Source organism: Enterococcus sp. AZ067, from assembly GCF_051715005.1.
Classification (GTDB): Bacteria; Bacillota; Bacilli; order Lactobacillales; family Enterococcaceae; genus Enterococcus_D; species Enterococcus_D casseliflavus.
Genome location: NZ_JBIOSY010000001.1, coordinates 3,452,501 through 3,469,913, shown reverse-complemented (window position 1 = coordinate 3,469,913; position 17,413 = coordinate 3,452,501). Strand labels below are relative to the sequence as shown.

11 protein-coding genes, 1 tRNA gene and 2 rRNA genes (1 of these 14 only partly in view) are annotated in these 17,413 nt (G+C 45.7%); all 14 read left to right on the top strand.

Features of this window, described 5'->3' with window-relative positions; genetic code table 11:
- Position 1: 1 nt before the first annotated feature.
- Positions 2–3,520 carry a transcription-repair coupling factor gene (mfd, locus tag IGI82_RS16485; protein WP_438842509.1) on the top strand — a complete coding sequence of 1,173 codons (3,519 nt, stop codon included), beginning with the start codon at positions 2–4 and terminating at the stop codon, positions 3,518–3,520.
- A 15-nt stretch (positions 3,521–3,535) separates the two neighbouring features.
- On the top strand, positions 3,536–5,167 hold the full coding sequence (locus IGI82_RS16480) for a polysaccharide biosynthesis protein (RefSeq protein WP_159161465.1): 1,632 nt from the start codon (positions 3,536–3,538) through the stop codon (positions 5,165–5,167).
- Complete coding sequence (locus IGI82_RS16475; RefSeq protein WP_005230745.1) at positions 5,154–5,420, top strand: RNA-binding S4 domain-containing protein; 267 nt, start codon at positions 5,154–5,156, stop codon at positions 5,418–5,420. The genes IGI82_RS16480 and IGI82_RS16475 overlap by 14 nt, the downstream gene beginning before the upstream one ends.
- An 83-nt stretch (positions 5,421–5,503) precedes the next feature.
- Complete coding sequence (locus IGI82_RS16470; protein ID WP_005230746.1) at positions 5,504–5,950, top strand: FtsB family cell division protein; 447 nt, start codon at positions 5,504–5,506, stop codon at positions 5,948–5,950.
- A gap of 74 nt (positions 5,951–6,024) precedes the next feature.
- On the top strand, positions 6,025–6,468 hold the full coding sequence (locus IGI82_RS16465) for a S1 domain-containing RNA-binding protein (protein WP_010748998.1): 444 nt from the start codon (positions 6,025–6,027) through the stop codon (positions 6,466–6,468).
- Positions 6,469–6,568: 100 nt separating this feature from the next.
- Positions 6,569–7,969 carry a tRNA lysidine(34) synthetase TilS gene (gene tilS / locus IGI82_RS16460; RefSeq protein WP_438842508.1) on the top strand — a complete coding sequence of 467 codons (1,401 nt, stop codon included), beginning with the start codon at positions 6,569–6,571 and terminating at the stop codon, positions 7,967–7,969.
- A 19-nt stretch (positions 7,970–7,988) separates the two neighbouring features.
- The gene (gene hpt / locus IGI82_RS16455; RefSeq protein ID WP_005230750.1) at positions 7,989–8,534 is read left to right on the top strand and encodes a hypoxanthine phosphoribosyltransferase; all 546 of its coding nucleotides are present in this window, start codon (positions 7,989–7,991) and stop codon (positions 8,532–8,534) included.
- A 73-nt stretch (positions 8,535–8,607) separates the two neighbouring features.
- Positions 8,608–10,716 (top strand): ATP-dependent zinc metalloprotease FtsH, encoded by a 2,109-nt coding sequence (ftsH, locus tag IGI82_RS16450; protein ID WP_010749000.1) that lies wholly within the window; start codon positions 8,608–8,610, stop codon positions 10,714–10,716.
- A gap of 142 nt (positions 10,717–10,858) precedes the next feature.
- On the top strand, positions 10,859–11,740 hold the full coding sequence (gene hslO, locus IGI82_RS16445; RefSeq protein ID WP_005230756.1) for an Hsp33 family molecular chaperone HslO: 882 nt from the start codon (positions 10,859–10,861) through the stop codon (positions 11,738–11,740).
- On the top strand, positions 11,741–12,754 hold the full coding sequence (dusB, locus tag IGI82_RS16440; protein WP_438842507.1) for a tRNA dihydrouridine synthase DusB: 1,014 nt from the start codon (positions 11,741–11,743) through the stop codon (positions 12,752–12,754).
- Between the two features lie 96 nt (positions 12,755–12,850).
- Positions 12,851–14,344 (top strand): lysine--tRNA ligase, encoded by a 1,494-nt coding sequence (lysS, locus tag IGI82_RS16435; protein WP_005230758.1) that lies wholly within the window; start codon positions 12,851–12,853, stop codon positions 14,342–14,344.
- A gap of 661 nt (positions 14,345–15,005) precedes the next feature.
- Positions 15,006–16,565: ribosomal RNA gene (locus IGI82_RS16430) — 16S ribosomal RNA — on the top strand.
- Positions 16,566–16,641: 76 nt separating this feature from the next.
- Positions 16,642–16,714: transfer RNA gene (locus tag IGI82_RS16425), tRNA-Ala, on the top strand.
- Between the two features lie 179 nt (positions 16,715–16,893).
- Positions 16,894–17,413, top strand: a 23S ribosomal RNA gene (locus IGI82_RS16420); it runs 2,395 nt beyond the window's last position.
- The 16S and 23S rRNA genes sit together here with 1 tRNA gene alongside, the layout of an rRNA operon.

Sequence of the window (17,413 nt, the reverse complement as noted above, 5' to 3'; positions counted from 1 at the left end):
GATGGATTTAATTGAATTAATAAATAAAGTGCCGACAGTGGCGGCTTGGCATACAGGTTTACGTGAACAGGCCCCCCGGCAATTACTGACCGGTCTAGCTGGATCGGCAAAAACATTAGCGATCACTGGTGTGTATCAGGCATTTCAAAAACAAGTGATCGTCGTGACACCTAATCTCTATTATACAAATCAACTAGCCGAAGATCTGCGCAATGTGACGGAAGATGTCTACGTTTTTCCAGTGGATGAAGTGTTGTCAGCCGAAATGGCTTTTTCTTCACCAGAAGCCAGAGAAGAACGCGTGGCAGCGCTGAATGCTGTTTCTAAAGGGAAAACGGGGATCTATGTGTTGCCGGTGGCGGCTTTGCGAAAGTATTTGCCTGAAAAGAAAACCTGGTTAGCCAATCAATTTCAATGGCAGATCGGCGATGAGATCGATTTAGAGCGTTTGCCGCAACAATTGATTTTGATGGGCTACGAACGTCAGTCAATGATTGGCAAACCTGGCGAATTCAGTATTCGTGGGAGCATCCTCGATATTTATCCATTAAACGCCGAATATCCCGTACGGATCGAGTTATTCGATGTAGAAATCGACTCGATGCGTTCTTTCAACGTGGAAACGCAACGCTCAGTGGAAACGCTGCAGCAAGTGGCTATTTTACCCACTACCGAATTGGTTTTCTCAGCGGAAGATTTAGCTGCGGGGCAAAAGCAGCTGCAAGAATTATTGAACAAACGGTTGGCAGTCACCAAAGAAGCAACCGATCGCGCCTTTTTAGAAGATTATTTTGGCCAGTTGGCTTCTCAATGGCAAGCGGGGATTCCTGGTGAAAGTGCCCGTTATTACACGGATTTACTGTATCGTCAGCAAACGAGTGTCTTAGATTATTTTGCTGAAGATGCCTTTTTGATGATCGATGATTATGCTCGGATCATGGAGACCAATCGTGAGATCGAACGGGAAGAGGCGGAGTGGCATACCCAAAAATTAGCGGAGCTGCGGGTCTTTTCTGAACAGCAATTCGGGATCGATGTCCATCAGCTGCTGCAAAAAGAAACCTTTGTGACCAGCTTCTTTTCTTTATTCCAAAAAGGAATGGGGAACATTCGCTTCCAAGCGATCCATCAATTCCAATACCGGCCGATGCAGCAGTTTTTCAGCCAAATGGGTCTCTTGAAAGTTGAAATCGATCGCTGGGAGAAGCAGCAGCAGACGGTGATTTTTCTGGTCAGTGACCAAGAGCGGGCCAAGAAGTTAGAGCAAGATCTGCGAGATCATGATATCTATGCCGTGCAGACGCAACAAGACCGCCTGTTTACAGGACGCACCCAAATCGTGGTGGAACGTTTGCAAAGCGGCTTTGAAATGCCGCAAGACAAGCTAGTGGTGGTTACGGAAAAAGAAATTTTCCAAAAGATGAACAAAAAAAGAGCCCGCAGGCAAAATGTCACCAATGCGGAACGGCTCAAAAGCTACAATGAGTTAAAAGCGGGCGATTATGTCGTCCATGCGAATCATGGGATCGGGAAGTACATCGGCATGGAAACCTTAGAAGTCGATGGCGTCCACCAAGATTACATGACGATCTTGTACCAAAACGAAGACAAGCTCTTTATTCCAGTCACCCAACTGAATTTGATTCAAAAATATGTGGCTTCCGAATCGAAAACACCGAAAATCAATAAATTAGGTGGCAGCGAGTGGGCGAAGACCAAGCGCAAAGTGACGGCTAAAATTGAAGACATCGCAGATGATTTGATTTTATTGTATGCCAAACGCGAATCAGAAAAAGGCTATGCTTTTCAACCAGACGATGCCTATCAAAAAGAATTTGAAGATGCCTTTCCGTATTCGGAAACCGATGATCAGCTGCGCAGTACGGCAGAGATCAAGCGGGATATGGAAAAAGAAAAGCCGATGGACCGCTTGTTAGTCGGGGATGTTGGTTTTGGGAAAACAGAAGTGGCGCTGCGGGCTGCTTTTAAAGCGATCAAAGAAAGCAAACAAGTGGCTTTCTTAGTACCGACAACGATCTTGGCGCAGCAGCACTATGAAACGATGGTCGATCGTTTTGAAGGATTCCCCGTCAATGTTGGGGTACTGAGTCGTTTTCGGACGAAAAAACAGCAGAATGAAACGATCGAGCAAGTGCGCAAAGGGCAAGTAGATATTTTGGTGGGGACCCACCGATTATTGTCAAAAGATGTCGAGTTTGCTGATTTGGGCTTGTTGGTGATCGATGAAGAACAACGGTTTGGGGTTAAACACAAAGAGCGCTTGAAACAACTGCGTTCGCAAGTCGATGTGTTGACGTTGACGGCAACGCCGATCCCACGAACATTGCATATGTCGATGCTGGGGGTACGGGACCTATCTGTGATCGAAACACCACCAGAAAATCGTTACCCGATCCAAACCTATGTGATGGAGATGAATCCAGGAGCGGTGCGAGAAGCGATCCAACGGGAGATGGCACGGGGAGGTCAAGTGTTTTATCTCTATAATCGTGTCGATACGATCGAGCGAAAAGTCGAAGAACTGCAGGCGTTAGTGCCAGACGCACGAATCGCTTATGCCCACGGGCAAATGACCGAGATCCAATTGGAAAACACCTTATTTGACTTTATTGAAGGTCAATACGATGTGTTGGTGACGACGACGATCATTGAAACCGGTGTGGATATTCCCAATGCCAATACGTTGTTTGTGGAAAATGCCGATTACATGGGACTTTCGACGTTGTATCAGCTGCGTGGCCGTGTCGGTCGAAGCAATCGGGTCGCCTATGCGTATTTCATGTATGAACAGCAAAAAGTGTTGAATGAAGTCAGTGAAAAACGGCTGCAAGCCATTAAGGACTTTACCGAGTTGGGGTCAGGTTTCAAAATCGCGATGCGAGATCTTTCGATTCGTGGAGCGGGTAATCTATTGGGGGCGCAGCAGCACGGCTTTATCGATGCAGTCGGGTTTGACATGTACTCGCAAATGCTGTCTGAAGCAGTCACTCGGAAACAAGGGAAAAATACCCAAACAGAAAAAACGACCGTCGAGATCGATCTGGGGATCGATGCCTACTTACCGACTTCGTATATTGAAGACGAACGGCAAAAAATCGAGATCTACAAACGAATTCGTGAGCTGGAATCCCAAGAAGCAGTTGATGAACTTCAAGATGATCTGTTAGACCGTTTCGGTGAATACCCTGTAGAAGTGGCACATCTCTTAACGGTGGGCGAGATCAAAATGAACGGCGATCGTGCCTTGTTAGAAACTATCCGCAAGCAGCAGCAGACGGTGTCGTTTACTTTGAGTAAAGTCGGCACGAAAAATTATTCGGTGGAGCAGCTGTTTGAAGCATTGAAAGCTACTAAATTAAAAGCCACGATGGGTGTCGATCATGAGCAAATGACCATCAAATTACAGATTCCGCCAGTGATGAAGGAAAGCACCTGGCTATTAGAAATCCAAGATTTTGTCAAAGCGTTACGGGAACAAAAATACGCCAGCCAAGGCTAGAAAGGAACCAGCGGGATGCCGAAATCACAATTGAAGCGTACGATGGAAGGGGCGTTTATTTTAACGATCGCTTCCTTTATCGCAAAAATCTTAAGTGCCGTTTATCGGGTCCCTTTTCAGAACCTGGTAGGGGACGAAGGGTTTTATGTGTATCAACAAGTCTATCCGATTTATGGATTGGCGATGACGTTAGCGTTGTCAGGGTTGCCACAGTTTATCTCCCGCATCGTCGCTGAAGAACCCGATCCTTTGAAAAGCAAGGAACGGCTGCAAGCGTTGACGCCTTTCGTACTTTGGTCTGCGATCGGTTTATGGGCGGTGACCTTTTTATTTGCTGGTCCGATCGCACAAGTGATGGGGGACCACCAACTGGCGGGCTTGATTCGTGTCGTTTCTTTTACCTTCTTATTTGTCCCGCCTTTGACCTTTTATCGAGGAATGTTTCAAGGAAATTTGCAAATGGTGCCGACAGCAGTTTCCCAAGTCGTAGAGCAGCTGCTTAGAGTTGGTGTGATTTTAGGTGCTGCGGCAGCTTTCCAGCAATTGGGCTGGACGATTTATCAAACGGGGACTGTCGCCATGATGGGTGCCTTAGTCGGGGGCCTTGCGGCGTGGTGGATCTTAAGTTATTATAGCCGACAAATCAACGGCAAACGCCTGTCGCTATGGCACAAACCGGTCACCAGTACAGGAGAAAATCCCGCTGGTTTATCCGCCTCGTTGAAGAAACGGTTCTTCTTAGAAGGCGGTCTGTTGACGATTTATAGCGGCTATTTGATCTTGTTCCAGTTAGCGGATTCGTTTTTATTGACCAATGCGCTAGAAGCGGGGGGGATGACGGCACAAGCAGCCCGAATTTCAAAAGGGATCTATGATCGCGGACAACCCCTCGTCCAACTAGGTCTTGTGGTGGCGATGGCGTTAAGCTCGACGTTTTTGCCAACGTTGACCAAGTATTTGACGGTAAAAAATCAGCAGCTGTTTGAAAAGTCGGCAAAAATGTATTTGCGCCTGACGATCGGGATTGCTTCGGCTTCCGCCGTGGGCTTAGCGATTTTGCTGCCTTATATTAACTTTGCCTTATTCAAAGACGGTTCTGGCAATGCGGCGCTGGTATTGTTTGTCTTTTCTATCGCTCTGATGGCGACGATCCAAGCCTATCAAAGCATTCAACAAAGTCGCAATACCTATACCTTCGGCTTGCTCGCTGCGGGGATCGGTCTTTTGATCAAATGTCTATCGATGTGGCCGCTGACTGCTTCTTATGGGACTGCAGGAGCGAGTATCAGTACACTGTTGGGGTTAGGCGCGACCTTATGCTGTTTTGTGGTTTCCGAACAGCGTCGAGCACAAAGCAGCATCAATCACTTTTGGCATGAAGGAAATTATGGAAAAAAACTATTTATTTGTTTAGGGATCATGGCAAGCGTGCTATTCTTATATTATAGCTTCGTTGCGATCTTATTGAACGGTCCTTTGACCCATCGACTACAGGCACTGCTTTTTTGCCTAGGCGGTGTAGGTCTGGGAGGCGCAGCCTTTATCGGGGCAGCGATCAAAATCAAATTGTTAACGATTCGCGAATGGCTGTTAGTTCCATTTGGAAAGAAACTATTAAGAAGAGGTGAAAAACATGAGATTAGATAAATTTCTTAAAATCTCCCGTATCATCAAGCGTCGCTCTGTGGCCAAAGAAGTGGCAGACAAGGGACGCATTCAGATCAACGGCAAATTAGCCAAGTCAAGCAGTGACGTCAAAGTAGGCGATACCATGCGCATTCAATTCGGGAATAAGGTCTTGGAAGTAAAAGTCAATGAATTGCATGAATCGACGAAAAAAGAAGACGCTGCAAAAATGTATGAGATCGTTTCAGAGGAAAGAATCTCAGAAAATGCTTGATTTTTACGGCATTTTCAGTTAGACAAGCTTTGCGGATGTTGGTATAATGTAAAAAACAAAGACAGCGACGGGAGCGAGTTCAGGTGGCAAAAGAATCAAATAAAAAAATAGAACTATTGCAGACCGATTATGCGAAAGAGCAATTTGCCAAGTTTGAAAAAGAGCGGCGGCAAGTCGTGTTTCGCCGACGTCGGCTGGTGGCGTTTTTCGTGGCGGCATTAGCGATATTTGCGATCGTAGGGATTCAAATGTTCAACGATCAAATGCGCCTGCAAAAGCTAAAGGAATATAAGGCGGAAACAGTTGCCGAACAAAAAGAGGCAGAACAAAAGGTGGCTTCACTGGAGCGAGACGTTGCCTTGCTGCAAGACGATGAGTATGTGGCAAAATTGGCCCGCAGCAGATTCTTCTACTCAAAAGATGGCGAAAAAATCTATCCAGTCTTGCCAGACGGGACGGATTCTCAAAACACCAATGAGCGTTCTTCGCAAAGCGGACAAGAATCATCATCCACAGAGTCACAAGATTAAGCAATGTCATACCTACTCAGCGTAGTAGTTTGAATTATTTTAAATGGGTAAAAATTAGGAGGAACATTTTTTATATGTCAATCGAAGTTGGAGCGAAACTAAAGGGCAAAGTGTCTGGTATTACAAATTTTGGTGCGTTCATTGATCTTGGTGAAGGGAAAACTGGTTTGGTGCATATCAGTGAAGTATCAAACGGATTCGTCAAAGACATTCACGACGTGTTGTCTGTTGGGGATGAAGTGACAGTACTTGTTACGGCAATCGGCAACGATGGAAAAATCGGCCTATCGATCCGCAAAGCAGAAGATAAACCGGAAGAAAAACGTGAATACCCGAAAAAAGAATTCAATCGACCAAATCCGAAAAAATCTTTTTCACGCAATCAAAATACGAATGTAAATAAACAAGACTTCGATTCATTGATGAGTTCTTTTCTAAAAGATAGTGATGATCGTCTTTCGTCATTACGTCGAAATACAGAAGGAAAACGCGGTGGCCGCGGCGGACGCCGTAACTAAACATGAATAGCAAGTTGGAAAAAGCTGGAACAAAACTGTTGGTTCGTTTTGTTTCAGCTTTCTTTCTTGTGGGATTACCAAATGAAAAGGAGGTCAAACGATGGTCATTCAAACCGTTCGAGGGCAACTCACTGCCATCGATCCTGAAAAAAAACGCCGCTTTTTGCTTGCGGTATCGACGGGCGTCGATTCGATGGTCTTGTTGCAGATCTTTTGTCAGTTGTTTCCTGAAATGCAAAAAGAGCCATGTTTTGGTGTGGCACATGTGAACCATCAATTGCGTCCAGCATCTGCCAAGGAAGCGGCTTTTTTACGGCAGTACTGCCAAGAACGCGGCATTCCTTTTTATGAACGGTGCTGGGAAAATCCGCCAGAAACCGGCGTAGAAGCTAGCGCTCGAAACTTTCGCTATACATTTTTTGCCGACGTCATGTCTCAAGAAGGCTATGATGTTTTGCTGACTGCTCACCACAGTGATGACCAAGTAGAAACGATGTTGATGAAGATGATGCGAGAAGGTCGCTTGCGATCGGCTGGCGGGATGAAACAGCAGCAGCCTTTTCACACAGGGATCTTGTTGCGTCCACTGCTTACTGTCAGTAAGGCAGCGATTTACGACTATGCGCAAGCACAGCAGATTCCCTACTTTGAAGACGAAAGCAATCACGAACCGCTGTATTTGCGAAACCGACTACGCCAGCAAGTAGTGCCAGCCTTAAAAGCGGAAAATCCGCAGCTGCTGCCGCATTTTCAACAGCTTTCTGAAGAAGTACAGTTCGCCAATCAGCTGATCCAACAAGAGCAGCAGCAATTGTTGTCTGCGTTCGTTCAACAGCAAGCTGCTCGCTTAGTGATCAATCTGCAGCAGCTGCCGACGTTTTCGCCAGCGCAACGCTATTTTTTCTATGCGGGTTTTTTACAGCAAGCAGAGGCTTTTACGAAACAGCCCCTCAATCAAAAACAGCTGCCGCAGTTATTGCGTCTGCTAGATGAAAAGAAAGGGCAATGGCAATTGGCGTTGCACAAACAGTGGCAGCTACGGCGCAGTTATGACCAATTGTTATTGGAACCTGTTACTGTTCCCCAAAAGCCTGCAGCGCCGTTGACAGAAGTCAGTCAGCGACTGGTTTTAGGGGAGGGGATCTATCTTTCTGAAAAGGAATGGATTGGGTATTTTCCGATAAATGAACAGCATATTCCCAAAAAAATCACAAATTGGTCAGAGTTTTCCCAAGATTTACCGCTAAACTATTCCTCTGAGCTGGTGGTGCGTAAGCGCCAGCCGGGAGACCGAATCCGCTTGGCGCGTGGTCTGACCAAAAAGATCAGTCGTTTTTTTATCGATTCAAAAATTCCTAATGAAGTGCGAGAAAAAAGTTGGGTCGTCACAAACCTTGAAAAAGAGGTGATTGCCTTACTACCTCATACATTTTCCTATTTGAGTATTGCGCCAGAAACTGATAAAATACACTACATACTTCTTTATAAATACCAGGAGTAAGAGTTGGAAGGAGAACTTTATGCTAGATAAAGATATTGAGAAAATTTTGATTTCCCGTGACGAAATCAAAAATCGTTGTGTGGAACTTGGTCAAGAATTAACGGCGGCTTATGCGGATAAAAATCCTCTAGTCGTTGGTGTGCTGAAAGGTGCCGTTCCTTTCATGGCAGACATCGTTCGTGAGATGGATTGTTACTTGGAGTTAGACTTCATGGATGTCTCAAGTTATGGCAATGCCATGATTTCATCTGGGGAAGTCAAGATCATCAAAGATTTAGATACAAATGTTGAGGGCCGTGATCTCTTGATCGTTGAAGACATCATTGACAGCGGTCGCACATTGGCTTATCTGGTGGATCTATTCAAATACCGTAAAGCGAAATCAGTGAAAATCGTAACGTTATTAGATAAGCCAGAAGGTCGTGTCGTTGAGATCGATGCAGATTATGTCGGCTTCGATGTGCCAAATGAGTTTGTTGTTGGATATGGACTGGACTATGCAGAGCAATATCGAAACTTACCTTACGTTGGCGTCTTAAAACCTAGTGTTTATCAGTCAAATTAGTGACTGTTCTAAATCAATTGTGATACAATTAAATGGTCAGGATTGATAAAACAAAATAGCCAGGGAGGTACGCATGAATAAGAAAAATAACGGTATGGTAAAAAATACCTTATATTATGTACTTGTCTTGTTGGCGATGGTCATGGTCGTATATTTCATTTTTGGAAATGGCAATCAGCAGACCCCAACGATCGAGTACTCCACGTTTACAGAGCAGCTGAAAGACGGGAAGATCAAACAGTTTACTGTTCAACCCGCTAACGGTGTGTATCGAATCGTGGGTGAATACAATGAAGAACAAACCGTCAGCAATGACAACAGCTTGTCTGTTTTAGGTAATACACAGGCGAGTTCGACCCGCTTTTCAACGATCATTTTACCGAATGATTCCACACTAAGCGAAGTCACCAGTTTGGCCTCGGCAGAAGGGGTCAAAACCACGATCGAAGAAGAATCCAACAGCGGCATTTGGTTATCGCTTTTGGTTAGCTTCTTACCACTTGTGATCATCATTTTCTTCTTCTACATGATGATGAGCCAACAAGGTGGCGGCGGTGGCGGTGGCGGCCGTGTGATGAACTTTGGCAAATCAAAAGCCAAAGAAGCGGATAAAAAAGCCAACCGCGTGCGTTTTTCAGACGTAGCCGGTGCAGAAGAAGAAAAACAAGAGCTTGTCGAAGTCGTGGAATTCTTGAAAGATCCTCGACGCTTCGTTGAATTAGGTGCTCGTATCCCAGCAGGTGTCTTACTTGAGGGGCCTCCAGGAACCGGGAAAACGTTACTAGCCAAAGCCGTTGCTGGTGAAGCTGGCGTACCGTTTTACTCGATCTCTGGTTCAGATTTCGTTGAAATGTTTGTCGGTGTCGGTGCAAGCCGGGTGCGTGACTTATTTGAAACAGCGAAGAAAAATGCACCAGCCATCATCTTTATCGATGAAATCGATGCAGTCGGTCGCCAACGTGGTGCCGGTATGGGTGGCGGACATGATGAGCGGGAACAAACATTGAACCAGTTGTTGGTTGAAATGGATGGTTTTGATGGGAATGAAGGCGTGATCGTCATTGCCGCAACGAACCGTTCGGATGTTTTAGATCCAGCGTTGCTACGTCCAGGTCGTTTTGACCGTCAGATTTTGGTTGGTCGTCCAGACGTGAAAGGTCGTGAAGCGATCCTCCGTGTCCATGCCCGCAACAAACCTTTATCAGATGATGTTGATTTGAAAGTCGTTGCCCAACAAACACCAGGCTTTGCTGGTGCGGATCTGGAAAACGTCTTGAACGAAGCGGCATTAGTTGCTGCTCGTCGTAACAAGAAAAAAATCGATGCTTCAGATATCGATGAAGCAGAAGATCGCGTGATCGCTGGTCCAGCGAAGAAAGATCGGGTCATCAACAAACGCGAACGTGAAATGGTTGCTTACCATGAAGCAGGACATACCATTGTTGGGTTAGTCTTGAGTCGTGCCCGTGTGGTACACAAAGTAACGATCATTCCTCGGGGACGTGCGGGTGGTTACATGATCGCCTTGCCGAAAGAAGATCAATTCTTGATGACCAAAGAAGATATGTTTGAACAAATCGTTGGGTTGCTTGGTGGTCGTACGGCTGAAGAAATCATCTTCGGTGTACAATCAACGGGTGCTTCCAATGACTTTGAACAAGCAACTGCGCTTGCAAGAAGCATGGTGACAGAATATGGAATGAGTGACAAGTTAGGTCCAGTTCAATATGAAGGAAACCATCAAGTCTTTGTTGGTCGTGATTATGGTCAAACAAAAGCTTACTCTGAACAAGTTGCCTTTGAAATCGATCAAGAAGTTCGCAAGATTTTAATGGATGCTCATCAAAAAGCCCATGAAATCATTGAAGAACACCGTGCACAGCACAAATTGATCGCTGAAAAACTGCTTGAACATGAAACATTAGATGCCAAAGCAATCAAATCCTTGTTTGAAGAAGGCAAAATGCCTGAAGGAACCGAAAGCTCTGAGTATCCTAGTGAAAAAGCTCAAACGTTTGAAGAAGCGAAACGTGCGCTGGAAGAAAAAGATGCAGAGAAGCAAGCTGCAGAAAAACACAGCGAAGATGCACCATCAAACGATTTTGATCAACAATTGGAAGACGTTCGCCGCAATAGCGAAAGCCAACCGACTGATCAAGAAAACAAAGATGATAACGCCTAAAACAAGACGTATCAAGGCACCGAGGAAACTCGGTGCCTTTTTGTTTCTATTTAAGAAGACTTTCCTTAAATTCAAACACATTCAGTTGAAAAAAGCGGCGCTTCCTAGTATGATTCATTAATGAATAAAAAGGAGAATCAAGATGAAGGATTATTTAGTAAAAGCACTAGCATATGACGGCTTCGTCCGAGCATATGCAGTATCGGCAACAGAAACGATCGCCGAAGCACAACGACGCCATGAAACATGGAATACGGCATCCGCTGCTTTAGGGCGAGCGATGGTGGGAAGTTTGTTATTAGGCAGTACCTTAAAAGGGGAAGACAAATTGACCGTCAAAATTCAAGGAAATGGTCCTGCTGGGGCAATCGTCGTAGACAGCAATGGCCGTGGGGACGTAAAAGGATACATAAAAAATCCGCAGATCAGTCTGCCGTTGAACCCTCAAGGAAAATTGGACGTTCGGGGCGCAGTGGGTGACCAAGGGATCTTTACCGTGATCAAAGACTTAGGGCTAAAAGAACCCTTCTCTGGACAAACACCGATCGTCTCTGGGGAGCTTGGGGAAGACTTTACTTATTATTTAGCAGTGTCAGAACAGATTCCTTCTGCTGTTGGTCTGAGTGTATTAGTAGAAACCGATGATTCGATTCGGGCAGCCGGTGGCTTTATGCTGCAGATCATGCCTGGTGCCAGTGAAGAGATCATTGATGCCATCGAAAAACGTTTGGGAGAATTGCCTCGAGTATCAACCTTGATCGATGAAGGACAATCACCAGAAGAGATCTTAGCGACATTGTTGCCAGACACGACGATCGAAGTACTAGAAAAAATGCCAGTCCAGTTCCATTGTGATTGCACGAAAGAAAAATTTGCGACGGCGATCATTACCTTGGGGGCTGATGAGATCCAAGCGATGATCGATGAAGACCACGGGGCAGAGGCAGTCTGCTCGTTTTGTGGCAACAAGTATCATTTTGATGAAACGGAATTGGCGGCATTGAAGAAAGAGGCGGAAGCGTAAGTGAAAGATAGACAAACATGGCAGATCGGGTCGGTTGAGATTCCTAATCGCGTCGTCGTTGCGCCAATGGCAGGGATCACCAATTCTGCGTTTCGTGTGACAGTCAAAGAATTTGGCGCGGGTTTAGTCGTCTGTGAGATGATCAGTGATCGAGGGATTCAACTGCGGAACAAGAAGACCCTTGAGATGCTATTTATTGACGAGACCGAGCATCCTCTTAGTATTCAGATTTTTGGTGGGAATAAAGCATCCTTAGTAGAAGCAGCGCAATTTGTCGCAGAAAACACAACTGCCGATATCATTGATATCAACATGGGGTGTCCTGTAAACAAAATCATCAAAGCAGAAGCTGGTGCGAAGTGGCTTTTAGATCCCGACAAGGTTTATGAAATGGTCCATGCTGTTTCCAGTGCGATCGACAAGCCCGTTACCGTAAAAATGCGGATCGGCTGGGATGAGCAGCACATCTTTGCGGTTGAAAATGCCCAAGCCGCAGAAGCAGCGGGTGCCGCAGCGATCGGTATGCATGGCAGAACCCGTGTACAGATGTATGAAGGATCGGCAGATTGGGACGTGTTGAAACAAGTGAAGCAAAGTATCACGATTCCCTTTATGGGCAACGGCGATGTCAAAACCCCTGAAGATGCCAAGCGAATGTTGGAAGAAGTCGGTGCAGATGCAGTGATGATCGGACGGGCAGCGTTAGGCAATCCATGGATGATCCACCGCACCAAGCAATACTTGGAGACAGGCGAGTTATTGCCAGAACCAACACCGCGAGAAAAAATTTCGACAGCGAAACTTCATTTACAACGTTTGGCTGATCTAAAAGGGGAAAAAATCGCTTCGCGAGAATTTCGTCAACATGCTGCGTACTACTTAAAAGGTATTTCGCGGGCAGCCAAAGTGAAGGCAGCTATCAACCAAGCGGAAGATAAGCAGACGATTTTTGATTTATTAGATGCATTTGTGGAAAAGACCGAAAAACAGCCACTAGCAACTCTTAAGGAATAAGAAACAAATCAAGTCGATTCGAAAGTTCGGCTTGATTTTTTGCGTCATCATTGGCATTATAAGAAGGAAACCCAAGTTAAGAATGGAGGAAAACTCGTGACAGAGGAACGACAAACACAAGAAGAATTGAATGATCAAATGTTGGTTCGCCGTGAAAAGATGGAAAAACTACGGGAAGAAGGCATTGATCCTTTTGGCAAGCGATTCGAACGCACCCATAATTCTGCCGAGTTACATGAGTTATTTGATCAAAGAACCAAAGAAGAATTAGCCGAAATGAATCTTTCAGCAAGCATTGCAGGAAGAATCGTTACAAAACGTGGAAAAGGTAAGGCTGGTTTTGCACATTTACAAGACCGCGAAGGCCGTATTCAAATATATGTACGTAAAGACCAAGTAGGGGATGAACCTTACGAAGTATTCAAACACGCAGACTTAGGTGATTTCTTCGGCGTATCTGGTGAAATCATGAAGACCGATACCGGTGAAGTGACCATCAAAGCCAAAGAAATCGTGATCTTATCAAAAGCATTGCGTCCATTGCCTGACAAATACCATGGCTTGACGAACGTAGAACAACGCTACCGTCAACGTTACTTGGATTTGATCAGTAATAAAGAAAGCTTTGATCGTTTCATGAAACGAAGCCAAATCATCAGCGAAATTCGTCGTTACCTTGACGGTCATGGGTATATCGAAGTCGAAACGCCAGTATTGCATAATCAAGCAGGTGGTGCAGCGGCTCGTCCCTTCATTACCCACCACAATGCCTTAGACATGGATCTGTATTTACGGATCGCTCTTGAGCTTCACTTAAAACGATTGATCGTGGGCGGCATGGAAAAAGTCTATGAGATCGGCCGCGTTTTCCGAAATGAAGGGATCGATACGACCCATAATCCTGAGTTTACAATGCTAGAAGCGTATACGGCATATACAGATTTCAAAGATGTAATGGATCTGACCGAAGGCATTATCCGTAATGCTGCTGAAAAAGTCTTGCACACAGCAACGATCCAATACGATGGACAAGAAGTCGATCTAGCTAGCGACTTTGCGCGAATCCATATGGTCGATGCAATCAAAAATCAAACAGGTGTTGATTTCTGGCAACCAATGTCCGTTGAAGAAGCCCGCAGCTTAGCGAAAGAACATCATGTTGAAATCACTGATGCCATGACTGTTGGCCATATCATCAATGAATTCTTTGAGACATTTGTTGAAGAAACGTTACAGCAGCCAACCTTTGTCTTCGGTCATCCAGTGGAAGTTTCGCCATTAGCGAAAAAGAATCCAGAAGATGAACGCTTTACCGACCGCTTTGAATTATTTATCGTTGGTCGTGAATTTGCGAATGCCTTCACGGAACTAAATGATCCAATCGATCAAAGAGAACGTTTTGAAGGGCAAGAAAAAGAGCGCGAAGCAGGAAATGATGAAGCCCATGGGGTGGATGAAGATTTCTTAGAAGCACTTGAATACGGTATGCCGCCAACTGGTGGATTAGGGATCGGGATCGATCGCTTAGTGATGCTGTTGACAGATGCGCAATCGATTCGCGACGTTTTATTATTCCCAACAATGAGATAAAAAACTCCGTCCACTCGCAAGAGATGGGCGGCTTTTTTTCTTGTCTGCTGGATCAGGGAGAAAAACAGCGAGGAATTAGAGGAAAAAACGCCACGATAGTCGCCAGAAAACGGATTAAATGCGAACGATAAAAGCTGGATCCAATGCGATTAGACGGGTTTGTAAAAATTGAAAAAAGCCATAGAAAATGATTGACCGCAAGGGATTTAGTTGGTATATTATTACATGTGCCAAATGACTAAATGAATTCCTAAAAAGAATTGAAAAAAGTAGTTGACGCATAGCTCGACAGATGATATTATAACGAAGTCGCAATTTTAAAACAGTTAATTGATGTTGATACATCAACAAAATTAATTGAAAAAAGTTGTTGACAAATAACGAATCATTTGTTATCCTAATTAAGTCGCTGAGACAGCCGCTACGAAGTTGAAAAACAACGAGCGAAAAAAACTTTTGAAAAAAGAGTTGACAAACAAACGTCGCTCTGATATGATATAAAAGTTGCTAACACAGCACGGTAGACCTTTGAAAACTGAACAAAGCAAGCAAACGAACCAATGTGTAGGACGTTTCAATTTATTGAAACAAATACATGCAAGCAATAGCTAGCAAAGTTAATTTTTATGAGCTTAATGACCGTATGGTCATTCAAACAAATCATTATGAGAGTTTGATCCTGGCTCAGGACGAACGCTGGCGGCGTGCCTAATACATGCAAGTCGAACGCTTTTTCTTTCACCGGAGCTTGCTCCACCGAAAGAAAAAGAGTGGCGAACGGGTGAGTAACACGTGGGTAACCTGCCCATCAGAAGGGGATAACACTTGGAAACAGGTGCTAATACCGTATAACACTATTTTCCGCATGGAAGAAAGTTGAAAGGCGCTTTTGCGTCACTGATGGATGGACCCGCGGTGCATTAGCTAGTTGGTGAGGTAACGGCTCACCAAGGCAACGATGCATAGCCGACCTGAGAGGGTGATCGGCCACACTGGGACTGAGACACGGCCCAGACTCCTACGGGAGGCAGCAGTAGGGAATCTTCGGCAATGGACGAAAGTCTGACCGAGCAACGCCGCGTGAGTGAAGAAGGTTTTCGGATCGTAAAACTCTGTTGTTAGAGAAGAACAAGGATGAGAGTAAAATGTTCATCCCTTGACGGTATCTAACCAGAAAGCCACGGCTAACTACGTGCCAGCAGCCGCGGTAATACGTAGGTGGCAAGCGTTGTCCGGATTTATTGGGCGTAAAGCGAGCGCAGGCGGTTTCTTAAGTCTGATGTGAAAGCCCCCGGCTCAACCGGGGAGGGTCATTGGAAACTGGGAGACTTGAGTGCAGAAGAGGAGAGTGGAATTCCATGTGTAGCGGTGAAATGCGTAGATATATGGAGGAACACCAGTGGCGAAGGCGGCTCTCTGGTCTGTAACTGACGCTGAGGCTCGAAAGCGTGGGGAGCGAACAGGATTAGATACCCTGGTAGTCCACGCCGTAAACGATGAGTGCTAAGTGTTGGAGGGTTTCCGCCCTTCAGTGCTGCAGCAAACGCATTAAGCACTCCGCCTGGGGAGTACGACCGCAAGGTTGAAACTCAAAGGAATTGACGGGGGCCCGCACAAGCGGTGGAGCATGTGGTTTAATTCGAAGCAACGCGAAGAACCTTACCAGGTCTTGACATCCTTTGACCACTCTAGAGATAGAGCTTCCCCTTCGGGGGCAAAGTGACAGGTGGTGCATGGTTGTCGTCAGCTCGTGTCGTGAGATGTTGGGTTAAGTCCCGCAACGAGCGCAACCCTTATTGTTAGTTGCCATCATTTAGTTGGGCACTCTAGCGAGACTGCCGGTGACAAACCGGAGGAAGGTGGGGATGACGTCAAATCATCATGCCCCTTATGACCTGGGCTACACACGTGCTACAATGGGAAGTACAACGAGTTGCGAAGTCGCGAGGCTAAGCTAATCTCTTAAAGCTTCTCTCAGTTCGGATTGTAGGCTGCAACTCGCCTACATGAAGCCGGAATCGCTAGTAATCGCGGATCAGCACGCCGCGGTGAATACGTTCCCGGGCCTTGTACACACCGCCCGTCACACCACGAGAGTTTGTAACACCCGAAGTCGGTGAGGTAACCTTTTTGGAGCCAGCCGCCTAAGGTGGGATAGATGATTGGGGTGAAGTCGTAACAAGGTAGCCGTATCGGAAGGTGCGGCTGGATCACCTCCTTTCTAAGGAATATTTCGGAAGACTACACATCGTTTGCCTTTGTTCAGTTTTGAGAGGTCTACTCTCAAGTAAATACCCGGGGCCTTAGCTCAGCTGGGAGAGCGCCTGCTTTGCACGCAGGAGGTCAGCGGTTCGATCCCGCTAGGCTCCATTAACGACAATGGTCGTTAAGCTTTGTTCATTGAAAACTGGATATCGAAGAAATAATCAAAACAAGTAACACACACCGAGTTGAAATGTTAAAAGAGTTTTTTAATAAGTTCAACGCTTATTTTCTTGAGCAACCTTCTATCGCTAGAAGAAGTACTCAAAACCGACCGTAAGGTCAAAGGTTAAGTGAATAAGGGCGCACGGTGGATGCCTTGGCACTAGGAGCCGATGAAGGACGGGACTAACACCGATATGCTTTGGGGAGCTGTAAGTAAGCTATGATCCAGAGATTTCCGAATGGGGGAACCCAGCATCTTTTATAGGATGTTACGTCTGCGTGAATACATAGCGCAGTCGAGGTAGACGCAGAGAACTGAAACATCTAAGTACCTGCAGGAAGAGAAAGAAAATTCGATTCCCTGAGTAGCGGCGAGCGAAACGGGAAAAGCCCAAACCAACAAGCTTGCTTGTTGGGGTTGTAGGACTCCGATATGGTAGTCTATTCAGATAGTCGAAATACTTGGAAAAGTATGTCAAAGAGGGTAAAAACCCCGTAGACGAAATTTGGATAACACCTAGGAGGATCCTGAGTACGGCGGAACACGAGGAATTCCGTCGGAATCCGGGAGGACCATCTCCCAAGGCTAAATACTCCCTAGTGACCGATAGTGAACCAGTACCGTGAGGGAAAGGTGAAAAG

Coding starts and splice junctions, on each gene's coding strand:
- hslO (WP_005230756.1), top strand. CDS start 10,859: ATGAAGGATTATTTAGTAAAAGCACTAGCATATGACGGCTTCGTCCGA.
- IGI82_RS16480 (WP_159161465.1), top strand. CDS start 3,536: ATGCCGAAATCACAATTGAAGCGTACGATGGAAGGGGCGTTTATTTTA.
- ftsH (WP_010749000.1), top strand. CDS start 8,608: ATGAATAAGAAAAATAACGGTATGGTAAAAAATACCTTATATTATGTA.
- IGI82_RS16465 (WP_010748998.1), top strand. CDS start 6,025: ATGTCAATCGAAGTTGGAGCGAAACTAAAGGGCAAAGTGTCTGGTATT.
- tilS (WP_438842508.1), top strand. CDS start 6,569: ATGGTCATTCAAACCGTTCGAGGGCAACTCACTGCCATCGATCCTGAA.
- mfd (WP_438842509.1), top strand. CDS start 2: ATGGATTTAATTGAATTAATAAATAAAGTGCCGACAGTGGCGGCTTGG.
- hpt (WP_005230750.1), top strand. CDS start 7,989: ATGCTAGATAAAGATATTGAGAAAATTTTGATTTCCCGTGACGAAATC.
- IGI82_RS16475 (WP_005230745.1), top strand. CDS start 5,154: ATGAGATTAGATAAATTTCTTAAAATCTCCCGTATCATCAAGCGTCGC.